This window comes from Nonomuraea sp. B1E8 (genome assembly GCF_039871515.1).
Classification (GTDB): Bacteria; Actinomycetota; Actinomycetes; order Streptosporangiales; family Streptosporangiaceae; genus Nonomuraea.
The window spans coordinates 37,445-50,663 of record NZ_JBDPLS010000015.1 but is presented as its reverse complement, the minus strand read 5'-3'; the positions used below and the strand labels follow the sequence as shown (position 1 = coordinate 50,663).

Sequence of the window (13,219 nt, the reverse complement as noted above, 5' to 3'; positions counted from 1 at the left end):
GCTCCCCGCCGCTCCACCCTGACCGCCTTCCCGCCCCACCCGGGGCGGTTCCCTGCCGCCCCACCCGATCCACAGCGCCCTGCCTGGCCCGTGCCGCCGCCTTCACCACCGCCGTCAACGCCTCCACTGCAGCAACCCCAGGCGGCGGGCAGACGCACAGCGCACAGGTGGGCATGCCTGCCGCGCGGCCGGCATGGCACGATCGAGGGCGCCGGCCAGGGCTCCAGCGGGGACATGGGACATGGTGCCTGAGCACGCGGGGCATGGTTGCCGGAGCACGGGCGAGGCACGGTGCCGGAGCGTAGGTGCCGGAGAACAACGGCACCCGAGGCGAGGCGGACGCAGCGTGCGCGGTGGATATCAGAGGACGTGATGTTGACCGGGCGGCTCATGCGGCGATGACCACAACCTGCGTGCCCGGCCCGCTGGTGCGCCCGCCGCTGCGTCGGCCTGCTCGTCCGTGCGCCGGTGGTAGGTGCGTCCGTCGGCCCGCCCGTGCGTCCGCGCGCCTGCCCCCCGGTCCATCCGGTGTTCGTCGTCGGCGACGAGGAGGCTCCCGGGAGTGGCGACGAGGAGGCTCCCGGGAGTTCGGTACGAGGAACGTGAAGTGCCCGCATTCGCTGGGTGGACGTCGAGACTCCGAAAGGAGGACGTCGGTCGCCGCGAATGCGGGCACTCTGTGGTGAACCGGAGTTCATCGCCGTGGCGGACTCCGGGGGTGGCGCAGGGAGCGCGCCACCGGGCTCAGGCTATGGTGTGAGCCCGATCACCTGAACCGGTCGTGGTCGAAGCGGTTGACGTTGTGGTTCCGGTTGACGATGACGATCCGGATGCGGCCGTGGCCGTGGTGGCGGTTCCGGCCCCACTTGCCCCAGCCGCCCCCTCGGGCCCAGCGGCCCCAGCCCCAACCGCAGCGGCGCTTGTGGCAGTTACTGCCCGCCAGGACGGACGTGCCCGCGCTGACCTGGGTGGCGGCACTGGCAGCGGTCGTGGTCGCGCCCGTGGCGACCACGCCACCGGTCAGCGCCGTGCTGACGGCGAGGCCTGCGATAACACTTTTAAGCTTGGGCATTGCGTTTTCCCCCTAAAGGATCGATTGCCCCGTTCTCCCATTTCCTGCGATCGCGAGGATCGGCGGGAAGCGGGATCGGATGTCTCGCTAGCGATTCATCCGTGGTCTACATATATCCGAATCAAGGACCAACTAACCGTAATTGTCCAGTTTTGCCGGATAGTAGAGACCTGCATGGCTTTGTGGGGATGGCCGCCGCCGCTGAATGTTCGTACAAATGCAGCGAGGGCCCCCTGGCTGATGCCAGTGGAGCCCTCGCCGGGAGTGCCGTGCGAGATGTAGAGAAATGAGCCCGATATTCGCTGGCCGTGTTCACGTCGCTGTGCACGACGGCCATTCACGGATAACGGGTGCTCATTCCCGTGCCATCAATTCACGGTCATGTCACCAGCCACCGTCGTGGTGGTGGCGGCGGTGGCGGCGCTCGCCGTTCTCGTTGCGGTTGTCATTGCGGATGACGACGCAGATGTTCTGGCGGTGGTGACGGCGGTGTCCCCAGCCCCAGCCCCAGCCGCCACCGTGGTGGCCGTGACGCTTGCAGCTTTGACGGTGGTGACGCCGGTGTCCCCAGCCCCAGCCCCAGCCGCCGTCGTCCCCAGTGACGACGGACGGGCCGGTGCGGACCGGGGTGTTGGCCTCGGCGCTGGTCGCGCCCAGGCCGACCACGCCGCCGGTCATCGCCGTGCTAAGGGCGAGGCCTGCGATAACACTCTTGAGCTTGGGCATTGCGTTTTCCCCCTAAAGGATCGGTTGCCCCGTTCTCGACGTTTCCGGGTTACCTGAAAACAGGTCTTGGACGGCTGCTGAAGAGTCATCCATGGAAAGTCATTTCCGGGGCTGTGGGCGGGCAAACAGGAATCACCCTATTTTGCTGTGCATTAACAATCTTATTGCTCGGCTTAAACATCTATCCAATGAAATGGCATGATATGTCCGATTGTGCCGCCACCGAGAGGGTCGCAGCGCGAAATGGCGGATACTGCCCGTCCCGGCGTCCGGATGTCCTGGGCGCGCGAGCGCAATACCCTGATCTGAGTTTCTGGTGTACGTATTCGCCGACACGATGGAATGGCGCGATCGACCGGTGGCACCGAATCGTGCGTCGGCGGGCACGCCCGAATGGGTGCGGCGGCGCCGCCCCTTCGTCGATCCCGCCATTAACGGTAAGTGCTCCGGCGATTACGCTAGGTGTCGCTGGTCTGATGCTTTCCGAGCCGTGCCTGCCATAAACGGCAAACGGCGGCTTTTGCCGCAGTCTTGGGCTGTCATGAGATCCCTTAGATGTCTATGAAGCGATATATGCCGATATGTCCGTATCGACGTGGCGCGGCATGCCCAGCCGCCGCGGCGCCGGCCGCCTCAGGAGGGCGTGGTTATCGTTGAGGAGAGGGGAAGAGACGTCCCAGCGTGACGAAGGAGGCTCGATGATGACCGCGGAGCCGGTCCCGCACTGGCCGGGACGCATGATCGGCTCGGTGCACGTCCGATCCACCCAGCCGGCCCCGGGCGAGACCTGGGCCGGTTCCTCCACCGCCAGGCCGCCCCATGGCGAGGGTCCGGGCGCGGCGCACGCGCACGCGGTCAGGGAGGGCCCGACGGAGCAGGCCGTCTTCGTGCACGGGCTGGCGGGTTCTGCGACCAACTGGACCGACCTCATGGACGAGCTCAAGGACGAGGTCACCTGCCACGCCCTGGACCTCCCCGGCGCGGGTCACTCGCCGGTCCCCGCCGACGGCGACTACACCGTCGCGGGCCACGCCAAGGCAGTGATCGGCCTGCTGGAGCGGACAGGCCCCGCCCACCTGTTCGGCAACTCGCTCGGCGGCGCGGTCTCCGTCAGGGTCGCCGCCTGCCGTCCCGACCTGGTCCGCTCGCTCACCCTCATCTCGCCCGCCCTGCCCGACCTGCTCCCCAGGTACGGTCCCGTCCGCGTGGCCGCCGCCGCGCTGCCCAAGCTGGGCGAGTGGGCGGCGAACACGATGCGGCTGCTCCCGGCGGAGCAGCGGGTCAGCGCATCCCTCGCCATGGTCTACGCCAACGCCGGCGCCGTCCATCCCGAACGCCTGCGCGACGCCGTCGCAGAGCAGCGCAGGCGCGACGACCTCCCCCACGCCGGTGAGGCCGTGATCGCCTCGGCCCGGGGCATCGTCGCCGAATACTTCCGCTTCGGCGAGGACAATCTCTGGCGCCAGGCGGCGAAGGTCGAGGCGCCGACCCTGATCGTGCACGGGCGGCACGACCGTCTGGTCCGCCCGGCCATGGCCGCGAAGGCGTACCGTACATTCCGGAAGGTCAGGCTGGTGTTGCTGCCCACGGCCGGTCACGTGGCGATGATGGAGACACCGCAGGTCGTGGCGGCGGAGGCACGCCGTCTGATCGGTGAGACTCGATTGGGGAATGCCCGACTCGCCAGCTAGGTTTCAAGGTGAGATAAGACCCCCTGCAAACGGGAGCGTAGAAAGTGTCGTTGCCACCGCTGGTCGAGCCGGCCGCAGAGCTGACCGTCGACGAAGTGCGCCGCTACTCGCGTCACCTGATCATTCCCGATGTGGGCATGGCGGGGCAGAAGCGGCTGAAGAACGCCAAGGTGCTGTGTGTGGGCGCCGGGGGCCTGGGCTCGCCCGCGCTGCTCTATCTCGCGGCGGCGGGCGTCGGCACCCTCGGCATCATCGACTTCGACGTGGTCGATGAGTCCAACCTGCAACGCCAGGTCATCCACGGCCAGTCCGACGTGGGCAGGCCGAAGGCCGAGAGCGCCGCCGCGTCCGTCCGTGAGATCAACCCGCTGGTCGACGTCGTGATCCACAACACGGCGCTGAGCACGGAAAACGTCATGGAGATCTTCTCCGGCTACGACCTCATCGTCGACGGCACCGACAACTTCGCCACGCGCTACATGGTGAACGACGCCGCGGTGCTGCTCGGCAAGCCGTACGTCTGGGGGTCGATCTACCGCTTCGACGGGCAGTCGAGCGTGTTCTGGGCCGAGCACGGGCCGTGCTACCGCTGCCTCTACCCGGAGCCTCCGCCTCCCGGCATGGTGCCGTCGTGCGCCGAGGGAGGCGTGCTCGGCGTGTTGTGCGCGTCGATCGGCTCCATCCAGGTCAACGAGGCCATCAAGCTGCTGACCGGCGTCGGCGAGCCGCTGGTGGGGCGGCTGATGATCTATGACGCCCTGGAGATGAAATACCGCGACGTCAGGGTTCGCAAAGACCCCGAGTGCGTGCTGTGCGGGAAAAACCCGACGGTCACGCAGCTGCTCGACGACTACGAGGCGTTCTGCGGTGCGGTCTCCGACGAGGCCGCCGAGGCGGCCAGCGGCTCCACGATCACGGCGCTCGAGCTCAAGGGCATGATGGACCGCGGCGAGAGCATCTTCGTCGTCGACGTCCGCGAGCCCAACGAGTACGAGATCGTCTCCATCCCCGGCGCCAAGCTGATCCCCAAGGGCGAGTTCCTCAACGGCTCGGCCCTGGAGAAGCTGCCGCAGGACAAGAAGATCGTGTTGCACTGCAAGTCGGGCGCGCGTTCGGCCGAGGCGCTGGCGGTCGTCAAGGACGCCGGTTTCTCCGACGCCGTCCACGTCGGCGGCGGCGTGCTGAGCTGGGTCAAGACGGTCGACCCGAGCCTGCCCAGCTACTGACGGTCTCAAAGGGGCGCTCGCCGTGGATTCCGCACGCCCCTGGCCCACCCTGGTGACGGCCTCCGCGCTGACGCTGATCTGCGCGGTGGCCGCCGGGGTGGCCGGCAGCGCGGCGGGCACGGAGCTGACCCGCGGGCCGAGCACGGCCGAGCTGCACGCGGCGGCCCAGCGCGAGATCGCCGAACGCTGGCGCGCCTGGCCCACGGGCCGCATCTTCCCCACCACGCTGGCCTACGCCGCTGAGCAGGGCGGGCGAGAGCGCGCCATGAGGATCGGCATCTCGCCGCACACCTCCTGCGCGGACTCCGTGGACGCCGAGGCCGCCACGGCGTTGCGCACGGCGGGCTGCCGGGGCGTGCTCCGGGCGACCTACATCGACGCGCTGCGCGGGGTGCTCGTGACGATCGGCGTCGTGGCCATGCGCGACGAGCGGGGTGCCCTGCAGGCCAAGTCCGCCTTCTCCGACAACGGCGAACCCGAGCCCGGGCTGCGGCCGCTGGCCTTTCGCGGCACGGTGGCCGACCGGTTCACTCCTGCCGTACGCCAGGCGGGCTCGGTGCGCCACGCGGGCCCCTATCTCGTGCTGACCACCGCCGGCCAGGTGACCGGGCGGCCCGCCGGCACCGTGGGCGAGCAGCGGCCCGCCATCTTCGCCTTCGCCACAGAGATCTCCGAGCACGTGCTGTCGAAGCTGAGCACGCCACGGATGCCCGACTGCACGGCCAAGGAGTGGGCGTGCTGAGGCGGGGCAGAGGCGGGGCTGTGCTGAGGCGGGGCGCGGTGGTGGCGGCGCTCGGGTCGTTGCTGCTCGCGACGCCGCCCGTCTGGGCCGACGACGTGCGGGGCGGCCAGCAGGCGGTGATCGAGACGCTCGACCTCACGAAGGCGTGGCGCACCAGCAGGGGCGCGGGGGTGCTGGTGGCCGTGCTCGACTCCGGTGTCGACCGGCGCCATCGTGACCTGGTCGGCTCGGTACGCGTGGGCAAGGATTTCACTGAGGGCGCAAACCCGCGGGGCGTGACTCCGCGCAGGTTGCACGGCACGTACATGGCCTCGCTGATCGCCGGGCACGGCCACGGGCCCGAGGGAAAACGGGGGATCATCGGCGTCGCGCCCGAAGCGCACGTACTGTCGGTAAGGGTCATCCTCGAGGATGAAGAGCCCGGTTTCCGGGAGTTCAACTCCGCCGAGCGCTTCGAGAACGTGGTGGCCCGCGGCATTCGCTACGCGGTGGACGAGGGAGCAGACGTGATCAACATGTCGATCTCCAAAGAGCTGGCGACCCGGCAGGAGCGTGCGGCGATCCGTTACGCCATCTCCAAGGGTGTCGTGCTGGTGGCCGCCGCCGGCAACCACGGCGACAACAAGATCGACGGCGACTTCGCACCCTATTCCTACCCGGCGGCGTTCCCCGGGGTCGTCTCGGTGGGGGCGACGGACCGGCGGCTGCGGCGGGCAGCGTTCTCCAACCGCAACTCGTCGGTGCTCGTGTCCGCGCCCGGCGTGGACATCATGGGCGCGGGCCCTGGCGGCGAGTACTGGGTCGGCAGGGGCACTTCGCAGGCGACCGCGCTGGTGTCCGGGGTAGCCGCCCTCATTAAAGCGAAATATCCGGATATGTCGCCGCCGCTCGTCGCCCGAGCCCTCTCCACCGGCGCCACCGACCGCCCGCCCGGCGGCTACGACACCGCCACCGGCTTCGGCGTCGTGAACGCCACCAGGGCGCTGGCCGAGGCCGGCAAGCTCGCCGGGCACACCGAGACCGCAACCGGCGCCGAGGCCCACGACCCGGCCAAGCCGCTGGCCGGCGGCGGCGCGGGCCCCGTCAAGGTCATCACCAGGGACCAGCGGCAGGTGACGCTCTACTCCGCCATCGCCGCCGCGGCGGGCGCCGGTGCGCTTCTGTCCCTGGCGGTCATCTTCGTCCTGGTCAGGCGCGTACGCCGGGTGCAGAGCTCACAAGAGGCATGATCCGCCTCCTTAGGGGGACGAAATAGACAAGCGAACGCGGGAACGAGGCGGTGGTGAAGGCACGTAGGACGACCTCAGGGCTTCCGCGCGCCGGGGGAGAGGCCACGCAGCGACGGAGCAACCCGCTCGGCGCCGCGACCGGCCGCAGGTCACGCGTCCGCGCATGGCCCGCGGCCAATTCCCGCACGCGCACGGCCGCCCGGCAGCGCGCCCAGATGGACGACCTCAGGCAGGGCATCCACTACCGGCGCATCTTCGTCGTGCTGCTCGGCGTCATCCTCGCCGTCTCGACCATCGTCGTGCTGCTGGGCACGGTCGGGCTGGTCGCCGAGACCCGCTCGCGCCCGCTGACCGCCGCCGAGCAGAACCAGTACAAGGACGAGGAGATCGCCAGGCGCTGGCAGGCGTGGCCGGCCACGGGCGTCTTCCCGGAAGAGGTGAAGTACGTCGGCCTCGACCGCGCCCAGCAGTACGCCAGGCGCGTCGGCATCGCACCGGAGACCGACTGCGGCAAGGGCGTGGACGCCTCCGTGGCAGGGGTGCTGCGGAGCCACGGCTGCGTCACCATGTTGCGGGCCACGTACACCGACCAGACGGCCGCGTTCGTCATCACGGTCGGCGTCGCCGTGCTGGAGGACGAGGAATCCAGGGTCTCGGCGACGGACGAGCTCACCAAGGACGACCGCGTCGGCGTGCTGCCGGTCGCCTTCCCCGGCACGGTGACCGAACGCTTCGGCCCCCAGCAGCGCCAGCGCATCGGCTGGGTGGGCGCGGGGCCGTACATCGTGTTCTCGACGGCGGGCTATGCCGACGGGCGCACCAGGGCCGCGGTCCCGCCCGAGGAGATCCTGCACAGTGAGTTGTGGCCCGCGGCCAAGTCGGTCGGCAACCAGATCGCCTACTTCCTGGCGGACCCGCCCAAGGTGCCGCCCTGTACCCAGGGGAACGTGTGCTGAACGCCGTACGCACGCTCACGGCCGCGCTGCTCGTCCTGGCAGGGCCCGCCGCCGACCCCGTACGCGACCAGCAGCAGTGGGTGCTGGACGCGCTCAACATCGAGCGGGCGTGGTCGGTCACCAAGGGCGCGGGCGTCACCGTCGCCGTCGTGGACAGCGCGGTGGACGGCAAGGTCAAAGAGCTCAAGGGCCGCGTGACCGCCGGCCCCGACATGACCTCGGGCGCGGTGAGCCGCGAGGTGTCGCCGGGCAGGCACGGCACCGCCATGGCCGGGCTGATCGCCGGCTCGGGCGAGGGCGACGGGTTCACCGGCGTCGCCCCGGCCGCGCGCATCCTCTCGCTGCCCCTGGTCACCGACGAGGAGCCCACGATGGTCACGCCGGCGCCGGACGATGGGCGCTCGCGGGAGAGCCCGCTGGCCCGCGCCCTGCGCTACGCCGCCGACCACGGCGCCCAGGTCGTCAGCATGTCGATCGGCTCCTACGGCCCGCTCAGGTCCGAGCGCGAGGCCGTCTCCTACGCGCTCGGCAAGGGCGTCGTGCTGGTGGCCGCCGTGGGCAACGACGGCCAGACCGACTACGCGAAGAAGGAGGGCACCTCCTACTGGAGCTTCCCCGCCGGCTACCCGGGCGTCATCGGCGTGGCGGCCACCGACAGGCAGGGCAGGCGGGCGACGTTCAGCAGCGACAACCTGTCGGTGCTGGTGGCGGCGCCCGGCGTCGGCGTGCCCGTGGTCAAGCGCAGGAGCGGCTACGAGATGTCGCAGGGCACCAGCTCGGCCGCCGCGCTCGTGGCGGGCGTGGCCGCGCTGATCAAGTCGCGCTATCCGGCGATGCGGCCCGAGCAGGTGGCCCAGGCGCTGTCGTCGAGCGCCAGGGGCCGGCCCGCCGCCGGTTACGACGACCAGACGGGGTTCGGCGTGGTCGACGCGGCGGCCGCGCTCAACGCCGCCGGAAGCCTCACCGGCGCGAAACGCAGCGTCGTGCCGGGGATGGAGCACTTCGGGGAGGGCGAGGACGCACCCGTCCCGGCGCCTCCAGGGCCCGACCCGCTCCGCCTGGTGTTGTACGGCGGCGGCGTGCTGGTGGCGCTGGTGGCGTTCTGCGGCGCGATCATCATGCTCAATCAGCGCAAGGAGTGAAAGGCTCCGTACGACGGGAGGAGTGAACATCCGCTATGGTCCCCCGTCATGGGATACGAGCTGCGGGTGGTGCGTGAGTCACCACTCGCCTTCGCGGAGCTCGCGAAGGCCATCGCTCCGGCCGGTTTCGAGCTGCGCGGATCTGACGAGATCGTGGCCGGTCACGGGGGCGCCGCGCACGCGGTGGCACGCTGGGATGACCAGCTGGTCGGCGAGCCGGGCTCCGACTGGCAGGTGGCACAGCTTCTGCGGTTGTCGGCCGCGCTCGGCGCCCGGCTCGTGGGCGAGGACGGCGAGGTCTACGCTCTGCGTGACGGCGTCATCGAGGTCGAGGCGGGCGGCGGCACGGTGGAGATCGGCAAGTTCGACGAGATCATCGACGCCGGGCCGGCCTCATGGGCTCCATGAACCCGTTCGCGGAGAAGGTGCTCGATCTCGTGGAGCGCATCCCGCCGGGCAGGGTCATGGCCTACGGCGACATCGCCGAATACCTCGGCGAGGGCGGTCCGCGTCAGGTCGGCGCGGTGATGTCGACCTGGGGCGGCGGCGTGCCGTGGTGGCGGGTCGTCCACGCGGACGGCAGCGGCGCCGCCCCTGACCACCTGCGGAGATGCCTGGCCCACTGGCGCGAGGAGGGCACTCCGCTGCGCGGCGAACGGGTGGACATGCGGCTGGCCCGCTGGGACGGGCGTTCAGCGGATTTTCAGTAAGCGGCTTGACCAGCACTTTCGCCGAACGGGCGATTCTGTGACATGTGACGCGCATTACCATGGGCAGAACACTGATGGCGGCCCGAAAGGCGGTGCCTCCCTATGGCCACCGGCGTTACAGCCCAAAGCCAGGGCGGCGATTCGCTCGCCGACCGCCTGAAGGCTGTCCAAGATCTTTGTGATCGTGGTGAGCCTCTCGAAGCGGTCATGCGAGCGGTCGGTCCAGGCGGTTGCGACGCGGCATTCGACACCGAGGTGCTGAGCGGCCCTCTGGGGAACCGCATGGACCTCGCGGTCAAACGCGGCGCGGCGCGCCGGCGCGAGATGCTCCAGCTCATCCGCCCCTACCTGGCGGGCGTCGACGCGCGCGTCAAACGTGACCTGCCGGTCGCGCGCCGCGTCATCTGCCACCTGATCGAGCACCGCCCCGACGAGGAGCTCGTCGAGGGCGAGACGCTCACCACGGTCGTGGCCGCGGCGGCCGAGCCGTCCAAGCGCATCCGCAAGGGCCTGCGCTGGTACGCCGAGCTGCCCTTCAGCGACGAGCTGCCGTCGGACCTGCTCCGGCTGCGCCGCTCCGACCTGGTCCCGGTGACCCACATCGACGACATCGTCTGGGTCGACGGCAAGCTGCGCGTCACCGGCTTCGCCTACCTGGCGGGCCTGTCCGTACGCAGCCGCAGGTTCAACTGGGCGACCGTGGTGCTGCGCGGCCCCCGGTGGTTGCCGCCCATCCGCATGCGCACGCGCCGGGTCCTCGCTCCCGAGGCCACCCACGGGGCGCGCGAGCCCGGCTGCAACTACGACTGGTCCGGATTCACCGCGGAGCTCAGCCCGTGGTCGCTGCGCTGGCGCGGCGCCGTGCGCGGCGCGGTGTCCGCCGTGCGCCGCCGGATGCGCCACCGGCCCTCCGTGCCTGACGCCACGACGTGGCGCGCGGAGATCGTGTTCTGGAGCCGGGGAGCGCGGGCCACCGGCCTGCTGCGCGGCTTCTCGATCGGCAGGGCGGAGCGGCCGGCCGGGCGCCGGCTGAGGCACGGCTGGTGGGCCAGGCCGGTCTGGACGTCCGACAGGGCGCTGCAGATCGTGCTCCAGCCCAACCGGGCCGAGTTGAAGGGCGTGTCCGTCGACGGCGAACGCCTCGAACTCAAGATCTCCCTGCCCGGACGTACGGTGACCAAGGGCCACGCCAGGCTGGGCGGCCACCGCATCGCCGCCGACTTCACGCCCTCGGGCGACGGCACGCAGGTCGTCGTCGGGCTGGCCGTGCCCGCGCTGCTGCAGGAGAAGGACGGCCGGCGGCTCTGGGTCGAGCCCAAGGGCGACCCCGCCGCGTCGGTCATGCTCGCCGACCTGCCGGGCACCCGCACGACCGTGGGCGACCGCGAGATCACCGTGCTCGGCGACCGGCGCGACCGCGTCGTCGTCTCCGCCCACCGCACCCGGCCGGTGATCACCTCGGCCGCCTGGGAAGGGCCGGTGCTCGTCCTGCGCGGCGACTATCCCGACGCGCCGGGCCCCCGCACGCTCACGTTGCGGCACAGGTCAGGGCTGTCCTACTGGATTCCCATGGAGCGGTCCGGCGCCGCGTTCACCGTACGCGTCGAGCCGGCGGCCATGGACCGTTTCGGCGATGCCGTGCCGCTGGCGTCCGGCACCTGGAACATGTCGCTGCGCCACCCCTCGGGTGAGATCGTGCCGTTGCGCGTCGACCACGCCGCGCTGCCCGGGTTCGACGAGGATCCGCGCACGTTCGACGGGCGCACATACCGGATGATCTCGACGCGGTTCGACGTGCCGGTGGTGACGGTCGAGGAGGACCGGCCCGCCGACGAGCGCGGCGTGGCGGGCACCCACGTGCTGCGCCGCGTGTTCTACCCGGCCCAGCGCACCGAGCCGCTGACGGACGCGACCGCCTACGTCGTCAACGACGGGCGCCTGTACGCCGACAGCGTCCGCGCCATCTACGAGGAGCGGCTGCGGCGGGGCGACGACCGCGAGCACATCTGGATCGTCAAGGACGGCGCGTTCGTGCCGGAGGGCGGCGCGACCGTCGTGCGTGCCGGCAGCCGCGAGCACCACGCGGCGCTGGCCAGGTCGCGCCACATCATCACCAACGCGTTCCTGCCCACGTGGTTCCGCGCCCGGGAGGACCAGGTCGTGGTGCAGACCTGGCACGGCACCCCGGCCAAGCACCTCGGCAACGACCAGCCCCACATGCAGCGCGACCCGAAGCCGCCGATCTGGTACCGGCAGGCGGCGGAGGTGCGCGGCTGGGACCTGCTGCTGTCGCAGTCGCCGTGGGCCACGCCGGTGCTGCGCAAGGCGTTCGGCTACAAGGGCGAGGTGCTGGAGAGCGGCCTGCCCCGCAACGACCTGCTCACCTCGCCCGACCGCGACGCGCTCGCGGCGGCGGTGCGCGAGCGTCTCGGGCTGGCGCCGGGCAAGCGGGTGGTCCTGTACGCGCCGACGTGGCGTGACTACGACCGCAAGAACGCCATGGTCAAGCTCGACCTCGCCAAGGCCAGGCAGGCGCTGGGCGCCGACCACGAGATCCTCGTACGCGCCCACCCGATGCAGGCCATGCCCGCTGTCCCCGACATCGCCCGCGACGTCACGACATATCCGGACATCGCCGAGTTGCTTCTGGTGACCGACGTCCTGGTGACCGACTACTCCTCGGTCATGTTCGACTTCGTCTGCACCGGCCGCCCGATCGTGTTCTACGGCTACGACCTGGCGAAATACTCGTCGAAGCGGGGCCTCTACCTCGACCTGCCCGAGCTGGCGCCGGGGCCGGTGTTGTCGACGTCGGCCGAGGTGATCGACGCGCTGAGGTCGATCGACGAGGTGGCGGCGGCACACGCGGACCGTTACGACGCCTTCCGCGCCACGTTCGCGCCCAAGGACGACGGCAAGGCCACGGCGCGCGTGGTGGACCACCTCTTCCCCTGACGGGGACGGCCGGTCGTCAGAAGAGGTCGGGCAGGTCCGGCAGGAGGAGGCGCCTGCCGGGATCGTGCGCGGGCTCGGCGGGCGGCCGTGCCGCGCCACCGTGGGGGGTGTGCTCGACCAGGAGGTAGAGCAGCGCCGCCACGCTGGTGCCGCAGACCATCTCCCCGTCGGCGATGAGCCCGCGGACCAGGGAGAGGTGGAGCCACTCCACCCGCGTGGCCTCCGACGGATCGGCGGGCGGCCCGACGCGGGTGGCCGACTCGGCGCGGTAGACGTGGTGCAGGCTGTCGGAGAGCCCGTTGAACGGCTGGACGGACAGCAGCGGGCGCAGCGGTCCAGGCCGCCATCCGGTCTCCTCCTCGGCCTCGCGGGCCGCCGCCGCGATCGGCATCTCGCCCTCGTCGATCCGCCCGAGCGGGATCTCCCAGCCCCAGGTGTCGGTGATGAAGCGGTGCCGCCAGATCAGCAGCACCCGGTCGTGGCCGTCGGTGACGACGACGCCCGCGCCGGGCGCGGTGCGGACGAGCCGGTGGTCGAGGCGGCGCCCGTCGGGCAACTCCACGTCGGCGATCCTGAGGTCCAGCCACTCGTCGGAGTGGAGCGACGTCTCGGAGTGGACCAGCCAGCGCATGACTCCAGGTTACTGGACATCACTTTCCGTAGACAGGGTGAAGCCCGGAGCGAACGGCGGGGCGGCGTGTCGCCGGGGATCTGGATATTTGCCTCGATACGGTAGGCGGATCGCGCGAGGAGACCGGGCAAGTCGGCAC

Annotated in this window: 12 protein-coding genes; 9 read left to right on the top strand and 3 right to left on the bottom strand. The window is 70.8% G+C overall.

Annotated features, from left to right (window positions below; translation table 11 throughout):
• Nucleotides 1-766: 766 nt before the first annotated feature.
• On the bottom strand, nt 767-1,072 hold the full coding sequence (locus tag ABGA98_RS37415) for a hypothetical protein (protein ID WP_347623178.1): 306 nt from the start codon (nt 1,070-1,072) through the stop codon (nt 767-769).
• Between the two features lie 384 nt (nt 1,073-1,456).
• The gene (locus ABGA98_RS37410) at nt 1,457-1,798 is read right to left on the bottom strand and encodes a hypothetical protein (RefSeq protein ID WP_347623177.1); all 342 of its coding nucleotides are present in this window, start codon (nt 1,796-1,798) and stop codon (nt 1,457-1,459) included.
• A 698-nt stretch (nt 1,799-2,496) separates the two neighbouring features.
• On the opposite strand from ABGA98_RS37410, the gene ABGA98_RS37405 reads away from it, so the two are divergent.
• The 9 genes from ABGA98_RS37405 (at nt 2,497) to ABGA98_RS37365 (ending at nt 12,449) form a co-directional block, all read left to right on the top strand.
• Nucleotides 2,497-3,489, top strand: a complete 993-nt coding sequence (locus tag ABGA98_RS37405; RefSeq protein WP_347623176.1) for an alpha/beta hydrolase — start codon at nt 2,497-2,499, stop codon at nt 3,487-3,489.
• A 44-nt stretch (nt 3,490-3,533) separates the two neighbouring features.
• Entirely contained in the window at nt 3,534-4,715 is a 1,182-nt protein-coding gene (gene moeZ, locus ABGA98_RS37400; protein ID WP_347623175.1) for an adenylyltransferase/sulfurtransferase MoeZ, read from the top strand.
• Between the two features lie 22 nt (nt 4,716-4,737).
• Nucleotides 4,738-5,457, top strand: a complete 720-nt coding sequence (locus ABGA98_RS37395; protein ID WP_347623174.1) for a hypothetical protein — start codon at nt 4,738-4,740, stop codon at nt 5,455-5,457.
• Complete coding sequence (locus tag ABGA98_RS37390; RefSeq protein ID WP_347623173.1) at nt 5,451-6,686, top strand: S8 family serine peptidase; 1,236 nt, start codon at nt 5,451-5,453, stop codon at nt 6,684-6,686. Before ABGA98_RS37395 ends, ABGA98_RS37390 begins: the two co-directional genes overlap by 7 nt.
• Nucleotides 6,687-6,739: 53 nt before the next feature.
• Nucleotides 6,740-7,642, top strand: a complete 903-nt coding sequence (locus ABGA98_RS37385; protein ID WP_347623172.1) for a hypothetical protein — start codon at nt 6,740-6,742, stop codon at nt 7,640-7,642.
• Nucleotides 7,636-8,784 (top strand): S8 family serine peptidase, encoded by a 1,149-nt coding sequence (locus ABGA98_RS37380; protein WP_347623171.1) that lies wholly within the window; start codon nt 7,636-7,638, stop codon nt 8,782-8,784. Before ABGA98_RS37385 ends, ABGA98_RS37380 begins: the two co-directional genes overlap by 7 nt.
• A 48-nt stretch (nt 8,785-8,832) precedes the next feature.
• The gene (locus tag ABGA98_RS37375; protein ID WP_347623170.1) at nt 8,833-9,192 is read left to right on the top strand and encodes a hypothetical protein; all 360 of its coding nucleotides are present in this window, start codon (nt 8,833-8,835) and stop codon (nt 9,190-9,192) included.
• Nucleotides 9,180-9,494, top strand: a complete 315-nt coding sequence (locus tag ABGA98_RS37370) for an MGMT family protein (protein WP_347623169.1) — start codon at nt 9,180-9,182, stop codon at nt 9,492-9,494. Before ABGA98_RS37375 ends, ABGA98_RS37370 begins: the two co-directional genes overlap by 13 nt.
• A 207-nt stretch (nt 9,495-9,701) precedes the next feature.
• The gene (locus ABGA98_RS37365; protein WP_347623168.1) at nt 9,702-12,449 is read left to right on the top strand and encodes a CDP-glycerol glycerophosphotransferase family protein; all 2,748 of its coding nucleotides are present in this window, start codon (nt 9,702-9,704) and stop codon (nt 12,447-12,449) included.
• Nucleotides 12,450-12,465: 16 nt separating this feature from the next.
• Here the strand turns inward: ABGA98_RS37365 and ABGA98_RS37360 are convergent, their stop codons facing one another.
• On the bottom strand, nt 12,466-13,080 hold the full coding sequence (locus ABGA98_RS37360; RefSeq protein ID WP_347623167.1) for an NUDIX domain-containing protein: 615 nt from the start codon (nt 13,078-13,080) through the stop codon (nt 12,466-12,468).
• Between the last annotated feature and the right edge of the window lie 139 nt (nt 13,081-13,219).